Origin of the sequence: Promicromonospora kroppenstedtii (assembly GCF_044389675.1) — a bacterium.
GTDB lineage: Bacteria > Actinomycetota > Actinomycetes > Actinomycetales > Cellulomonadaceae > Promicromonospora > Promicromonospora kroppenstedtii.
Map to the genome: position 1 here is coordinate 1 of NZ_JBIRYI010000029.1, position 16640 is coordinate 16640.

Annotated in this window: 16 protein-coding genes and 1 pseudogene; 9 read left to right on the plus strand and 8 right to left on the minus strand. The window is 73.8% G+C overall.

Annotation, left to right across the window (positions count from 1 at the left end; genetic code table 11):
• Nucleotides 1-146 precede the first annotated feature (146 nt).
• Both ACH47X_RS26595 and ACH47X_RS26600 read left to right on the plus strand, forming a co-directional pair.
• Nucleotides 147-1553 (plus strand): copper resistance CopC/CopD family protein, encoded by a 1407-nt coding sequence (locus tag ACH47X_RS26595; RefSeq protein ID WP_397408418.1) that lies wholly within the window; start codon nucleotides 147-149, stop codon nucleotides 1551-1553.
• 149 nt (nucleotides 1554-1702) lie between these two features.
• Complete coding sequence (locus ACH47X_RS26600) at nucleotides 1703-1927, plus strand: zf-HC2 domain-containing protein (protein ID WP_397408420.1); 225 nt, start codon at nucleotides 1703-1705, stop codon at nucleotides 1925-1927.
• Nucleotides 1928-1943: 16 nt separating this feature from the next.
• Here ACH47X_RS26600 and ACH47X_RS26605 read toward each other — a convergent pair whose 3' ends face one another.
• Nucleotides 1944-2933: a helix-turn-helix transcriptional regulator gene (locus tag ACH47X_RS26605; protein WP_397408422.1), complete on the minus strand. Its 990-nt coding sequence runs from the start codon at nucleotides 2931-2933 to the stop codon at nucleotides 1944-1946.
• A 110-nt stretch (nucleotides 2934-3043) separates the two neighbouring features.
• On the opposite strand from ACH47X_RS26605, the gene ACH47X_RS26610 reads away from it, so the two are divergent.
• From ACH47X_RS26610 to ACH47X_RS26635, 6 genes are all read left to right on the plus strand, one after another.
• Complete coding sequence (locus tag ACH47X_RS26610; protein ID WP_397408424.1) at nucleotides 3044-3511, plus strand: VOC family protein; 468 nt, start codon at nucleotides 3044-3046, stop codon at nucleotides 3509-3511.
• A gap of 159 nt (nucleotides 3512-3670) precedes the next feature.
• Entirely contained in the window at nucleotides 3671-4945 is a 1275-nt protein-coding gene (locus tag ACH47X_RS26615; RefSeq protein ID WP_036962367.1) for an inorganic phosphate transporter, read from the plus strand.
• On the plus strand, nucleotides 4942-5226 hold the full coding sequence (locus tag ACH47X_RS26620; RefSeq protein WP_397408426.1) for a hypothetical protein: 285 nt from the start codon (nucleotides 4942-4944) through the stop codon (nucleotides 5224-5226). Before ACH47X_RS26615 ends, ACH47X_RS26620 begins: the two co-directional genes overlap by 4 nt.
• Nucleotides 5227-5307: 81 nt before the next feature.
• Nucleotides 5308-6078, plus strand: coding sequence for a response regulator transcription factor (locus tag ACH47X_RS26625; protein ID WP_397408428.1), 771 nt, complete (start codon nucleotides 5308-5310; stop codon nucleotides 6076-6078).
• Nucleotides 6071-7585, plus strand: coding sequence for a sensor histidine kinase (locus ACH47X_RS26630; RefSeq protein WP_397408430.1), 1515 nt, complete (start codon nucleotides 6071-6073; stop codon nucleotides 7583-7585). The genes ACH47X_RS26625 and ACH47X_RS26630 overlap by 8 nt, the downstream gene beginning before the upstream one ends.
• A 63-nt stretch (nucleotides 7586-7648) precedes the next feature.
• A complete protein-coding gene (locus tag ACH47X_RS26635) occupies nucleotides 7649-8536 on the plus strand; it encodes a universal stress protein (RefSeq protein WP_397408432.1) in 888 nt (295 codons plus the stop codon).
• 7 nt (nucleotides 8537-8543) lie between these two features.
• On the opposite strand, the gene ACH47X_RS26640 is transcribed toward ACH47X_RS26635, so the two are convergent.
• The 6 genes from ACH47X_RS26640 to phnD form a co-directional block, all read right to left on the minus strand.
• Nucleotides 8544-10568 carry an MDR family MFS transporter gene (locus ACH47X_RS26640; protein ID WP_397408434.1) on the minus strand — a complete coding sequence of 675 codons (2025 nt, stop codon included), beginning with the start codon at nucleotides 10566-10568 and terminating at the stop codon, nucleotides 8544-8546.
• A gap of 88 nt (nucleotides 10569-10656) precedes the next feature.
• Nucleotides 10657-11253: a TetR/AcrR family transcriptional regulator gene (locus tag ACH47X_RS26645; RefSeq protein ID WP_397408436.1), complete on the minus strand. Its 597-nt coding sequence runs from the start codon at nucleotides 11251-11253 to the stop codon at nucleotides 10657-10659.
• Entirely contained in the window at nucleotides 11250-12053 is an 804-nt protein-coding gene (locus ACH47X_RS26650) for a tyrosine-protein phosphatase (RefSeq protein WP_397408438.1), read from the minus strand. The genes ACH47X_RS26645 and ACH47X_RS26650 overlap by 4 nt, the downstream gene beginning before the upstream one ends.
• Nucleotides 12050-12859, minus strand: a complete 810-nt coding sequence (phnE, locus tag ACH47X_RS26655) for a phosphonate ABC transporter, permease protein PhnE (RefSeq protein WP_397408440.1) — start codon at nucleotides 12857-12859, stop codon at nucleotides 12050-12052. Before phnE ends, ACH47X_RS26650 begins: the two co-directional genes overlap by 4 nt.
• Nucleotides 12840-13628 (minus strand): phosphonate ABC transporter ATP-binding protein, encoded by a 789-nt coding sequence (phnC, locus tag ACH47X_RS26660; RefSeq protein WP_397408442.1) that lies wholly within the window; start codon nucleotides 13626-13628, stop codon nucleotides 12840-12842. Before phnC ends, phnE begins: the two co-directional genes overlap by 20 nt.
• Nucleotides 13629-13630: 2 nt before the next feature.
• Nucleotides 13631-14557: a phosphate/phosphite/phosphonate ABC transporter substrate-binding protein gene (gene phnD, locus ACH47X_RS26665; protein ID WP_397408444.1), complete on the minus strand. Its 927-nt coding sequence runs from the start codon at nucleotides 14555-14557 to the stop codon at nucleotides 13631-13633.
• A 196-nt stretch (nucleotides 14558-14753) separates the two neighbouring features.
• Between phnD and ACH47X_RS26670 the strand changes: the two genes are divergently transcribed.
• Nucleotides 14754-15494 carry a MerR family transcriptional regulator gene (locus tag ACH47X_RS26670; protein WP_397408446.1) on the plus strand — a complete coding sequence of 247 codons (741 nt, stop codon included), beginning with the start codon at nucleotides 14754-14756 and terminating at the stop codon, nucleotides 15492-15494.
• Between the two features lie 186 nt (nucleotides 15495-15680).
• Here ACH47X_RS26670 and ACH47X_RS26675 read toward each other — a convergent pair.
• A pseudogene (locus ACH47X_RS26675) lies at nucleotides 15681-16640 on the minus strand (HNH endonuclease signature motif containing protein); the annotation flags it as partial.

The following is a 16640-nucleotide window of genomic DNA, read 5'->3' on the forward strand; positions in this document are numbered from 1 at the left end:
GGGGGGGGGGTGGTGGGGGCCACCCCCCGCGCCCCCCCGCCGGGCGGGCCTTAGCCCCCCGCAGCCCCCCCCCCGGGGGGGGGGCCCCCGGGGGGGGGGGGCCCCCCCCCGCCCCCCCCCCCCGCCTCTCCCGAAGGAGCGCGCAGATGCGCAGAACGCTCGACCGCACGGCCGCGGGACTGCTCGCCGTCCTGCTGGTCGCGCTGTGGTGGGCGCCGCCCGCCGCCGCGCACACCCGCCTGGAGTCGACGGCGCCCGCCGCCGGCTCCACCGCGCAGGCCCCGGTCGCCGAGGTCACGCTGCGGTTCACCCTGCCCGTGAGCCTGCTCGGCGACGGCGTGGTCATCGAGGGCCCCGACGGCGCGGTCCCGGCCGACGTCGCCGCCGCCGGCGACGGCCTGGTCCTCGTCGCGACGCCGGCCGCGGCACTGCCCGCGGGCCGCTACACCGTGACGTGGACCGCCGCCGCCCAGGACGGCCACCCGCTGGAGGGCACGTTCGGGTTCGCGGTCGCGGCCGCCGAACCCACGGCGACGCCGTCCGCGACGCCCTCCTCGGCCCCGTCCCCGACCTCCTCGGGCCACGACATGAGCGGCATGGACCACGACATGGGCCACGACGCGGCCGACATGGACTCCCCCGCGACCGACGCCGCCGCCGCGGTCACCCGCCTCGGCGGCGCGGGCGCACTCTGGGGCGCCCTGGTCGCGGGCGGCGGACTGGCGTTCGCGGCCCTGGTGCTGCGCGGCCGCGACGAGGCCGACGTGCCTGCCGTCCTGCGCCTGGTCCGCTGGTCGGGCGGGGTGCTGCTCGCCGGGCTTGTGGTCCGCGTGCTGGCGGGGTCGGTGCTCGTGGCACACGGCGACCTCGCGGCCGCCGTCTCACCCGCCGCGATCGGCGACTCGCTCACCGGCACCACCCGGTGGGACGTGGGCCTGCAGGCCGCGGGCGGCGTCGCCGTCGCGGCGGGCGCCTGGCGCTCGCTACCGGGGTCCTGGGCCGCCGTGGTCGGCACCGGCCTGGCCGGCGCCGGGCAGGTGCTCGCCGGGCACAGCAACACCGTCGAGCCACGCTGGCTCGTGGTCATCGCCGACGTCGCGCACCTCGCGGCCGCCGCGACCTGGGTGGGCGGCGTCGTCACGCTCGCGCTGCTGCTGCGCGCCCGCCGCCGGGACCGCCGCGACCTCGACGCCGCGCTGCTGGGCGCCCGGTTCTCCGTCGTGGCGGCCGTGGCCGCCGCCGTGGTCGGGGTGGCCGGGGTGGCGCTCGCCGTCGGCATCCTCGACCACCCGGCGCAGCTCTGGGAGAGCGAGTGGGGCCTGTTCCTGCTGGCGAAGGTGGCCCTCGTGGTGCTGGTCGCGGCGTTCGGCGCGCACAACCACTTCCAGGTGGTCCCCCGGCTCACCGCCCGACGCCGCGGCGTGGTGCGGCACGCGGGGCGTTCGGCCACCGCAGGCGGCGTCCTGCGGCGCAGCACGGGCCGGGAGACGGCGCTCATGGTGGTGATCGTGGTGCTCACGGCCTGGCTGGTCACGGCGTCCGCGGGGCACTGAGGAGCTCGGGATAAGGAGGTCATATCACAGCAAAATTTCGATGCTTCCTCATCCAAGGTGAGACTGCTGTCAGCCGGTCGACACCGGGCAGCGTGCGCAGGGGGCAGGTTCGCGTGATGTTCAGCAGTGCACTGTGTACAGACGATCCCGTGGCCGGCACCACTACCGGCGCCGCGCGGGCCGAGCAGCCGGAGTGCCGGTCCGCCCGCGCGGCCATCCCCGGCTACCTCGACCGTCGGCTCGACGCCCGCCACCAGCGCCGGTTCGAGGCGCACATCGACCGGTGCGCCGGGTGCATCCGGGCGTTCATCGACGTACGGCAGGTGGGGTGGGCGCGGCGCAGCGCGAGCGGCGCCCGGTCCTGGCTGAACTAGGCGGCTCGGCCGGGGCTCAGCGCCCCGCGGCCCGCGCGGCGCGCCGGGACAGGTCAGCGAAGGCGTCGCGCAGGGCGGGCGGCCCCACCACCTCGATCTCCGCGTCGAACCGCGCCAGCGTCGCCGCCAGGGCTGCCCACGACCACGAGCCCGTGCGCAGCCGGGTGCGGTCCGGGCCCAGCGCCTCGGCCAGGCCGTCGCCCGCGAAGGGCGCGACCCGGGCGGCGGGCAGGCCGAGGATCACCTCGCCGGTGCACGGCCAGGCGTCGCTGCTCGCGGAGCCCTTGAACCGGGCCTCGAGAAACGCGCCGACGTCGCCGCCCGGGACGGCTCGCGGGCTGAACCGCGGGCCGTTCGGGACGCGCGGCGTCATCCGGTCCACGCGGTAGGTGCGCCACTCCCCCGGCTCCGGTGCCCAGCCGACGAGGTACCAGCGGCCGCCCCGGACCACGACGTGGTGCGGCTGCACCCGCCGGGGCGGTGTCGTCGTCCCGGCGGGCTCGCCGGGGCTCCCGGGCGCGGCGTAGTCGAACCGCACCTCCTCGCGGGAGCGGACGGCGGCGCTCAGCGCGAACAGCACGCCGGTGTCGACGCCGGCGTCCCCGGGCCCCGACGCGGTCACCTCCAGGGCGTCGACCCGCTGCCGCAGCCGCGCGGGCAGCACCTGGCGCACCGTGGTCAGGGCCCGGGCGGCGGCCTCCTCGATGCCCGCCCCGGTCGCGACGGCGGTGCGCAGCGCGACGGCCAGCGCGACCGCCTGCTCGTCGTCGAACAGGAGGGGCGGCAGGTCGGTGCCTGCGCCGAGCCGGTAGCCGCCGTCGGGCCCGCGGGCCGTGCGGACGGGGTAGCCGAGCTCGCGGAGGCGGTCGACGTCGCGACGCACGGTGCGGTCGCTGACGCCGAGCCGGTGCGCGAGCTGCTCTGCGAGCCAGTCGCGCCGGACCTGCAGCAGGGAGAGCAGGGAGAGCAGCCGCGTGGACGTGGCGGTCGAGGGGGCCGTGGGCATGACCCCCACGGTGCCACGAGTACCGGACGTTCTCTGTCCGGTACCGCTGGGAGATTGGTTCTCGCCGCCGGAGCCCTCCGCCGGTGAACCCCACGCGTAAGGACCGCACCATGTCGATCACCACCGTCGCCCACCTGAACTTCCGCGGCCAGGCCCGCGCCGCCCTGGAGTTCTACCAGTCAGTGTTCGGCGGGCAGCTCCTCGTCACCACCTACGGGGACCTGGGCCTGCCCGCCGACCGGCCCGATGCCGCCAGGGTGGTGTTCGGCCAGGTCGTCGCCGACGACGGCTTCCGGGTCATGGCCTACGACGTGCCCGGGACGACCGCCCCGACGACTCCGCCCGCCCCGACCACCCGCCGGGTGAACGGCACGACCGTCACCGCGGAGCCGTTCTTCCTGTCCGTACGCGGCGACACCGTCGAGGAGGTCGGCGCCCTCTGGGAGCGCCTCGCCGACGGCGCCACCGTCGTCGAGCAGTACGCGCCGGCGCAGTGGGCGCCCGCGTTCGGCATGCTGACCGACCGCTTCGGGGTCACCTGGGTGCTCGACGTCGCCGCGGAGCACAGCCCGGCCTGACGCCGTCGTCCGGTACCGCCGGCACCTGGCGGCCGCCCCAGCGCACCGGGGTGGCCGCCAGGTTAACAACAGATGAACGCTCGACGAACAGTCACCGGCCAACCGGGAAAAACGCGGATCCGCCCAGTTTCCCCTCGCATGATCAAGGCCGTGACAGAAATGCTCCTGCTCGCGCTCGTCGTCGTGACCGCGCTCGCCTTCGACTTCACGAACGGATTTCACGACACGGGCAACGCGATGGCCACCTCCATCGCAACGCGAGCCCTCAAGCCCAAGACGGCCGTCGCGCTGTCCGCCGTCCTCAATCTCGTGGGCGCGTTCCTCTCGCTCGCCGTCGCCGCGACGATCGCCAAGGGCATCGTCGACGCCCAGGTCATCACCCTGCCGGTGGTGCTCGCCGGCCTGGTGGGCGGCATCATCTGGAACCTGCTCACCTGGCTGCTCGGCATCCCCTCCAGCTCGTCGCACGCGCTGGTGGGCGGCATGGTCGGCGCCGTGCTGGCCGCCGTCGGCACCTCGGGCGTGCTGTGGACCGGCGTGGTGTCCAAGGTGCTGGTGCCCGCCCTGCTGGCCCCGCTCATCGCGATCGCCGTGGCCGGCCTCGGCACCTGGTGCGTCGCCAAGCTGACCCGCGGGGTGCCGCAGGACCTGACCAACCGCGGGTTCCGCTGGGGCCAGATCGGCTCCGCGTCGCTCGTCTCGCTGGCGCACGGCACCAACGACGCGCAGAAGTCGATGGGCATCATCCTGCTCGCGCTCATCGCGGGCGGCGCCGTGCCCGCCGACGCCGGCGTGCCGCTCTGGGTCATCCTGAGCTGTGCCATCGCCATGGCGCTCGGCACCTACCTGGGCGGCTGGCGCGTCATCCGCACGCTCGGCAAGGGGCTCGTCGAGATCGACACCCGGCAGGGCATGGCGGCCGAGACGTCGTCGGCCGCCGTCATCCTGCTGTCCAGCCACTTCGGTTTCTCCCTGTCGACGACGCACGTGGCCACCGGCTCCGTGCTCGGCTCGGGCGTGGGCATGCCCGGCGCGAAGGTGCGCTGGAGCGTGGCCGGACGCATGTTCGTGGCCTGGGCGCTCACCCTCCCCGCCGCGGGCCTGGTCGGTGCGCTGTGCCACTGGATCGAGTCGGCCATCGGCGGCACCGCCGGCTTCCTCGCCGTGTTCGGCGTGCTCGTGGTGTCCTCGGCCGCCATCTGGGTCGTGTCGCGGCGCAAGCCGGTCGACCACACCAACGTCAACGAGGAGTGGGACGAGGCCCGGGGCGCCGACATCGAGGCCGTCGCCGCCACGACGGGCGAGGCCGGCGGCGAGCGCATCGCCCCCGTGCCCGCCGTCGCGACCGCGTCCTCCGTGGGCCCGGCCATCGAGTCCGTGGGGACGATCAGCGGCCCGGGAACGGTCGCCGCACCGAAGGGAGACGTGCGATGAGCGACTTCATCGAGTGGGGCGCGCTGGGCCAGGTGCTCGTGGCGGGCGTGCTGGTCGGCGCCGGGATCCCCGCGCTGTTCGCGCTCGGGCTGCGCCTGCTGGCGGGGACGACGGCGGACGCCACGCCTGTCGCCGATCCGGGCGAGGCGCCCGCGCCGGGGGCCGCGACGGCGACGCCGCGGCCCACGCCGCTGCGGCTGGCCGGGGCGATCGCGTGCCTGGTGGTCGTGGTCGGGGCGGTCGCGACGGGGCTGTTCGTGGTGGTGTCGGGCGGGCACTGACGCCTCCCGAGGCCCGGGAGGCATAGCCAACCCCCAGGTTCGGCACAGGAACCACCCCGGGTCCGGGGTCACCCTGGGGCCATGACCACCGCACCCGCGCCCGGCGCCTCCACGGGCCAGCCCCGCCTCACCCGGGCCGACGGCTCGCCCGTCCGCGCGCTCGTGGTCGACGACGAACCGAACATCGCCGAGCTCCTGACGTCCGCGCTGCGTCTGGAGGGCATGGACGTCACCACGGCCCTGGACGGCCTCTCCGCGATCCGCGCCGTGCGCGAGTCCGTGCCCGACATCGTGGTGCTCGACATCATGCTGCCCGACATGGACGGGCTCACCGTGCTGCGCCGGCTGCGCCAGCACGGTGACCGGATCCCGGTGCTGTTCCTCACCGCGCGGGACGCCGTCGAGGACCGCGTCACCGGGCTCACGGCCGGCGGCGACGACTACGTGACCAAGCCCTTCAGCCTGGAGGAGGTCGTGGCCCGGCTGCGCGGCCTGCTCCGCCGCGGGGGCACCACCACGCGCGACGAGGACGCCGTCCTGACCGTCGGCGACCTGAGGCTGGACGAGGAGGCGCACGAGGTGCGGCGCGGGGCCGACGAGATCCACCTCACCGCGACCGAGTTCGAGCTGCTGCGCTACCTGATGCGCAACGCGCGGCGCGTGCTGTCCAAGGCGCAGATCCTCGACCACGTGTGGAACTACGACTTCGGCGGGCAGGCCAACATCGTCGAGCTGTACGTCTCGTACCTGCGCCGCAAGATCGACAAGGGGCGCGAGCCGATGATCCACACGCTGCGCGGCGTCGGCTACGTGCTGCGCGTCGCGAAGGGCTCGGACGGGGCCCGTGGCTGAGACCCGGCGACCCGCCGCCCGCCCGCCCATGACGCTGCGCCGTCGGCTCGTCGGCGTGCTCGCCGCCGTCGTGCTGATCGTGACCGTGGGCCTCGCGGTGGCCTCCACCGCGGTGCTGCGCTCCCAGCTCGTCGCCGAGCTGGACCGCGCGCTCGACCAGGCCAGCGAACGGGTCACGGACGGCCCCGCGCAGCGGCCCGGCGCGGTCGGCGGACCGCCCGCGCCCCAGCCGGGCCCGGACGGCGACGCCGGGACGCCCACCATCCCGGCCGGCATCGGACCCGGCAGCGCCGTCGTGCGGTCCGCCGACGGCGAGCTCGTGTGGGCCGACCGCATCACCACCTCGCTCGAACGCGTCGGCCTCGACGACCAGCAGGTCGCCGAGCTCACCGCCGTCCCCGCCGACGGGCTGCCGCACGACGTGCGGCTCACCGGCCTCGGCTCGTTCCGCGCCGTGCACCGCACCACCGCCGACGGCCAGGCGTCCGTCGTCGCGACCAGCACCGCGACCGTCGACACCACCGTGCAGCGGTACATCCTCGTGGAGGCCGCGCTCGGCGCCGTCGCGCTGCTGACCGCCGTCGGCGTCGGCGCCTGGCTCGTGCGTCGCTCCCTGCGCCCGCTCGACGACGTGACCGCCGCCGCCAGCCGCGTCTCCGAGCTCGAGCTGTCCCGCGGCGCGATCGCCGCCATCCCGCGCGTCCGCGCCGACCTCACCGACGAGCGCACCGAGGTGGGCCAGGTCGGCGCCGCGCTCAACCGCATGCTGGAGAACGTCGAGGTGTCGCTCCAGGCCCGGCACGACTCCGAGACCCAGGTACGCAGCTTCGTCGCCGACGCCAGCCACGAGCTGCGCACGCCCCTGGCCTCGATCCGCGGCTACGCCGAGCTCGTGCACCGCGCCCCCGAGGACCTCGGACCCACCGCCGAGCGGTCGCTCGACCGCATCGAGTCCGAGGCCATCCGCATGACGGGCCTGGTCGAGGACCTGCTGCTCCTGGCCCGGCTCGACGCCGGACGCCGGCTCGACCGCTCCCCCGTCGACCTGGCGGCGCTCGCCGTCGACGGCGTCATGGACGCCCACGCGGCCAGCCCGGACCGCACCTGGACGCTCGACCTGCCGGAGGATGCCGACGACCTCGTCGTCACCGGCGACGAGGCCGGCCTGCGCCAGGTCATGGCCAACCTCATGGCCAACGCCCGCACCCACACCCCGCCCGGCACGCACGTGCACGTGCGGCTCCGGCGCGACGGCGGTGCCGTGGTCCTCGACGTCACCGACGACGGCCCGGGCATCCCCGTCGGGCTGCGGCCCGCGCTGTTCCACCGGTTCACGCGCGGCGACGTGGCCCGCAACCGCGCCGGCGGCTCGACCGGCCTGGGGCTCGCGATCGCGGAGGCCATCGTGACCGGGCACGACGGCACCATCGCCGTGCGTTCGGCCACGGCCGACGAGGACGGTTCGCCGGGCACCACGTTCACGGTCCGGCTGCCGCACACGGCGTGAACGCCCCGCCGGTGCTAAGAAGGAACGGTCCGGTGGTCAGCGAACGCCCCGTGAGGAGTCCCGATGACGGAAACAGCGAGCAAGCCGGTCGTGGTGGGGGTGGACGGTTCGGCGTCGAGCACGCAGGCCGTCCGGTGGGCGGCGCAGGAGGCAGTGCGCCGTGACGTGCCGCTGGTGCTGCTGAGCGTGTGGACGCCGATCCCCGCGGCCGTGCCCCACGCGCCGGCCCTGTCCCCCTACGAGAACGAGCTGATCAAGGAGGGCCATCTCTGGCTGGAGGCCGCCGTGGCGACGGCGGAGGAGGCCGCGCCCGGCGTGCGCACCACGATGCTGCAGGCGACCGGCTCCCCGGCCGCGCGGCTGATCGGGCAGTCGGCGGCGGCAGACCTGATGGTGGTCGGATCGCGCGGGCTCGGTGGGTTCAGCGGGCTGGTGATCGGCTCGATCGCGGTGGCGCTCGCGACGCACGGGCTGAGCCCCGTCGTCGTCGTGCGCGGCGAGCGGGCGGAGTCGCCCACGCCGGACGCGCCCGTCGTCGTGGGTGTGGACGGGTCGCCGACCAGCCGGTCGGCGATCGAGTTCGCCTTCGCGGCCGCGGCCGCGCGACACGTGCCCCTGGTGGCCGTGCACGCCTGGAGCGACCTGCCCGTGCCCAACGGCTGGGAGCTGGAGCTCGGACCGTGGCCGGAGATCGAGCAACAGCAGGCGGAGCTGCTGGAGGCGAACCTGGCGGACTTCGAGGCCCGCTACCCCGACGTCGAGGTGAAGCAGGCGCTGGTCCGCGACGCCCCGACCCGGGCGCTGCTCGAGGAGGCCGCGAGCGCCCAGCTCGTCGTCGCCGGGTCGCGCGGGCGCGGCGGGTTCCGCGGTCTCCTGCTGGGGTCGACCAGCCAGGCGCTGATCTACCACTCCCCCTGCCCGGTGGCGGTGGTCCCGCCGCCCCGCGGCTGAGGCAGGGTCAGGGGGCGGGCGTCGTCCCGGCCTGGTCGGTGCGGTCGGTCAGGAGCTGGTGCGTGAGCTGGTCCACGAGCTGCGCGACCTCCGGCTCGTCGCCGCCGGGCCACTGCTCGACGTACCGTCGCAGCCGCTCCCGTTCCGCCTCCCGGATGGCCTCCGCGACGACGTGGCCGGCGGGCAGCGCGAGGACGGTGTCGCCGTCGACCGCGACGAGCCCGCGGGTCGCGAGGGTGTCCGCGACGTCGCGCACGACGTCCTCGGTGCGGCCGGTGCGCTCGGCCATGAGCCGCACGGACCGGGTGCGTTTGAGCGAGACGCGGGTGAGCATCCACGCCTGGCCGGGCGTCAGGCCGACGTCCGGCGCCACGAGGTCGTAGACGCGCAGGGGGTCGCGCTTGCCCACGCGGCGCCACAGGATCAGGCGCAGCTCCTCGAGCGACGTGCGCGACGACGGGAGGGCGAAGGTGGCGCCCGCCGCGTGTCCGGCCTCGCCGTCGCCGCCACCGCGCGTGGCGGTGCGCAGCTCGACCTCGGGCAGCAGCCACGTCAGGAGGAACGCGAGCGCCGCGACCGGCACCGCCCCCAGGAAAACGACGTGCAGCGCGGTCGCGTAGGCGTCGAGGAACCAGGTCTGCACGTCGGGCGGGCACTGCGCGAGCGCCTGCGTGGACGCGGTCAGGGCCGCCGGCCCGCAGACCCCCTGGGCGGCGTCCGGCACGGCGGTCGCGGCCTCGGCAGCGAGGCGGTTGGCGAAGATCGTGCCGAACACCGCGACGCCCACGGACGAGCCGATGGTGCGGAAGTACGTGGTGCCCGACGTCGCCGTGCCCAGGTCGCGGTAGCTCACGGCGTTCTGCACCGCGATGACGAGCACCTGGGTGACCATGCCCAGCCCGGCGCCGAACACGAACATGCTCAGGCCCGCCTGGAGCGTGGTGGTGCCCTGGTCCATGAGCGAGAGCAGGTAGAGCCCCACGGCGGTCACGGCCGTGCCGGTGATGGGAAAGACCTTGTAGCGTCCGGTGCGGGAGATGAGCTGCCCGGAGCCGATGGAGGTGATGAGCAGACCGAGCATCATCGGCGTCATCTCCAGCCCGGACTCGGTGGGCGTGGAGCCCTTGACCGTCTGCAGGTACAACGGCAGGTAGGTGATGGCGCCGAACATCGCGAAGCCGACGGCGAACCCGATGACCGCGGCGACGGAGAAGACCTTGTTGCGGAACAGGTGCAGCGGCAGCACGGGCTCGGGCGCGCGCCGCTCCACGGCGACGAACGCGACCAGCCCCACGACCGCGAGCGCCGCCATCGCCCACACCTGCACGGAGCTCCACGCCCAGGTGGTTCCGCCCAGGCTGGTGAGCAGCACGACCGCCGTCGAGATGGTGGCGAGCAGGACGATGCCGGCGTAGTCGATCCGGGGGCGGGTGGCCGTGGTGATCCGGGGCAGCACGGAGCCGACGACGGCGAGCGCGATGATCCCGACGGGGATGTTGACGTAGAAGACCCAGCGCCAGTCGAGGTTGTCGACGAAGAACCCGCCGAGCAGCGGCCCGGCGACCGAGGAGACGCCGAAGACGGCGCCGAACAGGCCCTGGTAGCGGCCGCGGTCCCGGGGCGGCACGACGTCGCCGATGATCGCCTGGGAGAGCACCATGAGCCCGCCGCCGCCCACGCCCTGCACGGCGCGCCAGGCGATGAGCTGACCCATCGTCTGCGACGTACCGGACAGGATCGACCCGACCAGGAAGATCAGGATGCAGGCGATGAACAGGGTCTTGCGCCCGAACAGGTCGCCGAGCTTGCCCCAGAGCACCGTGGTGGCGGTGCTCGCGAGCATGTAGGACGTCACGACCCAGGACAGGTGCTCGGCGCCGCCGAGCTCGGAGACGATCGTGGGCAGCGCGGTGGCGACGATGGTCTGGTCGAGGGCGGCGAGCAGCATCGCGAGCATGAGCCCCGCGAAGATGGCCCAGACCCTGGCCTGCGGCAGTGCCTGCGGTTCCGCCTCTGCGCTCGGTGCGGTCATGCGGGCAGACTGTCACGGCCGGTCCGGGTCGGCGCGGGGAGGCACCGGCCGTCAGCCGGGGCGGGCGGTGGCCGGCGTACGGCGAAGCCTAGGGAGCGGCCATCCCGCGCCACGCGACCCGGATGCCCTCGCGGCAGCGCGCCAGGGCCTCCGGGTCGTCGAGGGTCACGCCGCGCACCACGAACTGGTAGTAGAAGACGCCGTTGACCAGGTCGATGCAGGCGTCGACGTCGATGTCGGGGCGCAGCTCGCCCCGCTCGACCCCCGCCCGCAGCACGGCGACCATGCCGCCGCGGCGCCGCGAGACGTGGGACCGCCAGTACGCCTGGGAGAGCTTGCGGTCCGTCATCGCCAGCCGCATGCGCAGCCGGAACCGCTCCTCCGAGTACGTCTCGCGCGTCGCGGACGGCGCCGTGGTGTACGCGTCCAGGACGTTCTGCAGCAGGTCGCCCTCCAGCGGGATGGTGTGCGGCGCGCGGCCCCGGTCGAGCGCCGTGGCGACCAGGTCGGTCATGCTGGGCCACCGCCGGTAGATCGCGGCGCGGCTCACGCCGCTGCGCTCCACCACTCTGCTGACGGTGATCTCCTCGCCGCGCTCCAGGAGCTCGACGGCGGCGTCGACGATCCGCTCGTCGTGCCCGTGCGAACGCGGGCGGCCGGGGCCGCGCGTCGTACCGGCGGTCACTCTGCCGGGCTCAGGGCCCGGGCCCGCAGCTGCGCGACCAGGCCGTCGGTGAGCCCGGCCGCGCGCAGGGGCGCGAGCGGGTCGCCGTGCCGCTCGGTGAGCATCACGAACAGCTCGCGCATCGGGGCGTCCGAGAACTCGGTGCTGACGGCTGCCAGGGCGGCGGCGTCGAGCTCGATCCCGAACCGGCTCATCAGCGGCCGCATGACGGGCGCGATGCGCGCCATGATGGCGGCGGAGTTCTCACCGGTGCGCACGTAGTCGGCCACGATGTCGTCGCGGTCGGCGCCGAGCGCCAGCAACAGCGACGCGGCGAGCACGCCGGTGCGGTCCTGCCCCGCGGCGCAGTGGAACGCGACCGCGCCCGGCGCGTGGGCGATGATCGCGAGCGCCGTCACGATCTGCGGGGCGGCGCCCTCGTACATCCGCAGGTACATCCGGCCGAACCGGGTCTGGTCCATCATCTCGGCGGCCATCCCGGCCGGCCCTGCCGGGTGCGTCCCGGTGCCTTCGGCGGCCTGGCCGATGTCGGCGAGCAGCGGCACGTGGTGATAACTGACGTTGGAGTGGCTGCCGAGCGGGCCGCGTCCGGTGACGCCGAGCTCGTCGGTGGAGCGCAGGTCGATGATGGCCCGCACGCCGCCGTCGACCAGCGCCCGGGCGACGTCGTCCGTCACCAGGGCGAGGTCGTCGGCGCGGAGGGCGAAGCCCGGGCGGACGACGCCGCCGTCGACGGCGATGCCGCCCAGGTCGCGGAGGTTGACGGGGGCGCTGAGGGTGAGCACGGGGGTACTGGTCACGTGATCTTCCTTCGGATGACGGCGCTGGCCTGGTCGATGACCGTGACCAGCACGATGATGCAGATGACGATCGCGGACAAGTGCCCGTAGTCGTACATTCGCATGGCGGTCGTGAGCTCCAGGCCGATGCCGCCGGCACCGACCATGCCCAGGATGGTCGCACCACGCACGTTGCCCTCGAAGAGCAGCAGCGTGTACGACACGAGGAGCGGCCCGGCCTGCGGCAGCACGCCGTACTGCACGACCTGGCGGCGCGAGGCGCCGACGGCCTGCATGGCGGTGACCGGACCGGCGTCGACGGCCTCCATCGCCTCGGCGAAGACCTTGCCGATGGAGCCGATCGAGCCGATCGTCATCGCGAGGATGCCGGCGAAGGGGCCCAGCCCCACGGCGGAGACGAACATGAGCGCGAAGACGAGGTCGGGCAGCGACCGGATGACGTTCATGACCCAGCGCGTGGGGTAGTACAGCCAGCGCGGGGCGATGTTGGAGGCGGCACCGAACGCGACGACCAGGGACAGGACGGCGCCGAGCACGGTACCGACGACCGCCATCTGCAGCGTCTCGACCAGCAGCTCGACGATCGTGCCGAACTTGTCCCAGGTGGGCGGGAAGAGCCGCAGCAGGAAGTCGCCCATGTTGACGGTGCCCTCGCCGAGCTTCGCGAAGTCGAACTCCGCGCCGACGAAGGACCACACCAGCAGGACGCCGACGACGGGCAGGCCGAGCAGGAACCGCGCCCGGGGCACGTTGACCGCGCGCTCGAGGCGGGCGCGGGTGCGCTGGTCAGGCGTGATCGTCGACACGGGTCGCCTCCTCGTTGTCGTTCTCGTGGTCGTAGAGGACGTTGAGGGTCGCGGCGTCGAGCTGGGCAGTCGGCGCGGAGACGAGCACCTGGCCGTGCCGGAGGCCGACGACGCGGTCCGAGTGCTCCAGCGCGAGGGCCAGCACGTGCAGGCTGACCAGCACCGGGATGCCGTCGTCGTGCGCGATCTCGCGGAGCAGACCGAGCACGGCGTGCGACATCCGCGGGTCGAGCGAGGCGACGGGCTCATCCGCGAGGACGATCCGCGGCCGCTGCATGAGCGCCCGCGCGATAGCGACGCGCTGCTGCTGGCCGCCCGACAGGGACCGCGCCTGGTCGGTGGCCTTGTGGGCGATGCCGACGCGGTCGAGCAGCTCCATCGCGCGGCGGCGGTGGGCGCTGGAGAACCCGCCCGCCAGGTTGATCGGTCCGGCGTCGTGCAGGGCGCCGGTGAGCACGTTGGTGAGCACGCTGAGCCGGCCGACCAGGTTGAACTGCTGGAACACCTGCCCGACGGAGGCGCGCACGGTGCGCAGCCGGCGGCGCGGGAGGTTCGTCATGTCGTGGCCGACGACGTGCACCGAGCCGCCGCTGATCGGCGCGAAGCCGGTGAGGCTGCGCATCAGGGTCGACTTGCCGGAGCCGGACGAACCGAGGAGGGCGACCATCTCGCCCGTGTGGAGGTCGAGGTCGACGCCGTCGAGCACGAGGGGGCCGTCGCCGTACGCGACACGCAGGCCGCGCACCGAGACGAGTGCCGGGGCGGTCATGCTCAGCCCAGGTCCGAGATGTCGACGTCGGCGATGGCCGCGATGTCGACGAAGGGCTGGAAGATCGACGGGTCCGGGTCGACGATCGGCTCGGTGCCCTGCATGGCCTCGAACATCGCGCCGAGGGCGTCGGCGTTCTCCTTGACGAACACCTTGGGCAGAGCCTGCGCGAGCAGCTCGCGCTTGTCGTCGGCGAGCTCCTGGTCGGCCAGCACCGTGACGGCGACGGGCATGGAGTCGCTCTCGCCGATCGAGCGGGTCTCGCCCGTCTCGAACGGGAACATCGGGTCGCCCAGGCCCGCCATGGACGGGAAGATCGTCGAGGTGCACGCGACATCGGCCTGCCCCTCCTTCAGGGCGGTGAAGCTCATGTCGTGCCCGCCGCTGAACATCGGGGTGTAGTCGGCGTCCTTCTCCAGGCCGGCGTCGTGCAGCATGGCGACGGGCATGAAGTAGCCGGAGCTGGACGCCGGGTCGGCGAACGCGACCACGGTCTCGGGCGTGACGTCGTCCAGCGACTCCAGGGGCGAGTCGTCCAGGACGAGGCAGGTGGAGACCGGGTCGTCGTTGCCGGGCCAGGCCACCAGCGAGTCGACCTCGCCCGTGTTGACCGCCAGCGCGGACGGGAACCCGCTCATGAAGCCGATGTCCACGTGGTGGTTGCGCAGGGCCTCGACGACCGCCGTGTAGTCAGGCACGTCGACGATCTCGACCTCGCGGCCGGTCTCGGCCTCCACCAGGCTGGCGAACGCCTCGATGGGGTTCTCGGCGCCGGGGTCGTCGCCCAGCGGCGTGGTGGCGAAGGTGATGGGGGCGTCCGGGTCGGACGCGGCGGCGGAGTCGGCAGAGGCCGAGGCGGAGCAGCCGGCGAGGAGTGCGGCGGTGCCGAGGGCGAGCAGGCCCAGAGCCGGGAGTGCGCGGGGGCGCATGGGCGTTCCTTTCTGCGGGAGCCGGGCGGTGCCCGGCGGGATATCGCGACTGGCGATATCGATATGGAACCCCGCGCAGATGGCCGCGAATTACGAGACCGCGGTCCTGAAAAGGAAGCCCGGATGAAGATCGGGTGGCCGGCGCTTGACCCTACCCTTAGGGGAGGGTTGATGGTTCTTCCAGGAGGTGCGGCCCATGGCCTACACGATCACGCACGTCTCCCGGCTGTCGGGGGTGACGCTCAAGACGCTCTACCACTACGACCGGATCGGTCTGCTCGTGCCCGCGAGGGACGAGCGCAACGACTACCGGACGTACTCGGACGGCGATCTCGAACGTCTCCAGCAGATCCTGTTCTTCCGGGAGCTCGACATGCCGCTGGACGCGATCGCGGAGGCCCTCACGGACCGCACCTCCCGGCTCGAGTGCCTGCTGGACCAGCGCGCCCTGCTCCGCTCCCGCGGGGCACGGATCGCCCAGGTGCTGGCGACGCTCGAGCAGGCCATCGCACACGAGAGAAGGGGAGAACCCATGACCGCCGACAGCATGTTCACCGGCCTGGACCGGGCCGGGTGGCAGGACGCCCTCGCGGACCAGAACGCGCACCTGCGGGAGACCTACGGCGTCGAGCTCGACACCGCGGAGGTCGACGCCGACGGGATGAACGCGGCTGCCGCCGAGGCGACCGCGTTCATGGCCACCATGGCCCACGCGCTCCGGGCCGGGCTGCGCGCCAACGACCCGGTCGTGGTCGTGGCGATCGAGGGGCACATCGGTGCCCTCGCCGTCGCGCACCCGACAGACGCTGCGGGCTTCGCCTCGCAGGCGCGCTTCTTCGTCACGGACGACTTCCACCGGCAGATGCTCGAGCAGCAGCAGACCGGCCTGGCGTACTACCTGCTCCACGCCGCCGAGTCGTACCGGGACGCGGCCTGACGACGTGGCCTGATCAGGCGGGCTGACCGCGCTGCCTGACAGAGTGCCGGACGCCGTCCCGGATCATGGGGCGGCGTCCGGCCACCGCGCGCACATCGCTTTGCTGTCCATCCGGGTGGGCTTCGGAGCAGGGGCATCCACCCGGACGGCACAGTTCGTCGTCGGTTCGTCATTGTTGGCCCTCGGTCAGAACGGCGGCTCGCCGGGTCCAGATGGGGCGATGGGCTCGGAGGGGCCGGCCGTCGGTGCGGCCGTGACGTAGGCACGGGGTAGCCGGCGTCCGATCAGGGCGCTCAGGGTCAGGTCCCCGCTCGTCGCCGGGTCGACATCGCCGAGGTCGGCCCGAGTGTCGAGCACCGTCGGCGGCCGGGTGTGCGTCCCACCCCTAGGCGTGGTCCAGGTCGTGATCCCGGTGACCGGGTCGCGCACGACACCCCAGCCCGCATGGGTCTTGAGCAGATGGTGTCGCCGGCAGAGCGCGTGGAGGTTCTCGGCACGGGTCTGCCCATGGACAACCCCAGCCTCACCACCCTGCACGGTGCCCTGCTCATGATCGAAGGGCTCGATATGGTCCAGATCACACGACACCGCGACCGCGTCACAACCGACGAAGGTGCACGTCCCGTCCCTGGCTTCCACCGCTGACCGGAGCACCCGACCGGGCTTGTACGCGGTCGTGGAGTAGTCGGTCAGCACACCTGTGACCGGGTCGGTAAGCAGACGCTGCCAGGTGGCATCCGCAGCGATCAGGCGTGCCGTCTCCGCCGGGACCGGGCCGAACCCGTCCAGGTCACCAGGCATGTCATCCAGTCCCAGGAGCGCGCTCGCCGGCACGGTCACCCGGACAACAGGGCGCGACGGCGTCACCTGCACCACCGTCTCGTGAACGACGGGCGCCCGGCCACCACACGTACAGATGGGACCGGCGTCGTCACCTTCGACGCTCGCGCCGTCCTCAAGACCTGCGCCGTTACCCGTGCCGTCGCTCGTGGTCGTGGTCCGTTCCGCCTGGCAGGTGGCCGCGAACCGGTCCCCCGGCACCAACCGCCCGGTCACGATCCCCGTCAGACAGTCCGCACGCAACTGACCCAGAGTCCGCTCCTCACCAGCCGTGTACCGCAACTGATGCGCCAGGTCATCCACCAC

What these genes read in the sequence shown, in the direction of transcription:
- ACH47X_RS26635 (WP_397408432.1), top strand. Translation starts at nt 7,649, where the DNA reads ATGACGGAAACAGCGAGCAAGCCGGTCGTGGTGGGGGTGGACGGTTCG.
- ACH47X_RS26670 (WP_397408446.1), top strand. Translation starts at nt 14,754, where the DNA reads ATGGCCTACACGATCACGCACGTCTCCCGGCTGTCGGGGGTGACGCTC.
- ACH47X_RS26595 (WP_397408418.1), top strand. Translation starts at nt 147, where the DNA reads ATGCGCAGAACGCTCGACCGCACGGCCGCGGGACTGCTCGCCGTCCTG.
- phnC (WP_397408442.1), bottom strand. Translation starts at nt 13,628, where the DNA reads ATGACCGCCCCGGCACTCGTCTCGGTGCGCGGCCTGCGTGTCGCGTAC.
- ACH47X_RS26640 (WP_397408434.1), bottom strand. Translation starts at nt 10,568, where the DNA reads ATGACCGCACCGAGCGCAGAGGCGGAACCGCAGGCACTGCCGCAGGCC.
- ACH47X_RS26610 (WP_397408424.1), top strand. Translation starts at nt 3,044, where the DNA reads ATGTCGATCACCACCGTCGCCCACCTGAACTTCCGCGGCCAGGCCCGC.
- phnD (WP_397408444.1), bottom strand. Translation starts at nt 14,557, where the DNA reads ATGCGCCCCCGCGCACTCCCGGCTCTGGGCCTGCTCGCCCTCGGCACC.
- ACH47X_RS26615 (WP_036962367.1), top strand. Translation starts at nt 3,671, where the DNA reads ATGCTCCTGCTCGCGCTCGTCGTCGTGACCGCGCTCGCCTTCGACTTC.
- ACH47X_RS26625 (WP_397408428.1), top strand. Translation starts at nt 5,308, where the DNA reads ATGACCACCGCACCCGCGCCCGGCGCCTCCACGGGCCAGCCCCGCCTC.
- ACH47X_RS26620 (WP_397408426.1), top strand. Translation starts at nt 4,942, where the DNA reads ATGAGCGACTTCATCGAGTGGGGCGCGCTGGGCCAGGTGCTCGTGGCG.
- ACH47X_RS26605 (WP_397408422.1), bottom strand. Translation starts at nt 2,933, where the DNA reads ATGCCCACGGCCCCCTCGACCGCCACGTCCACGCGGCTGCTCTCCCTG.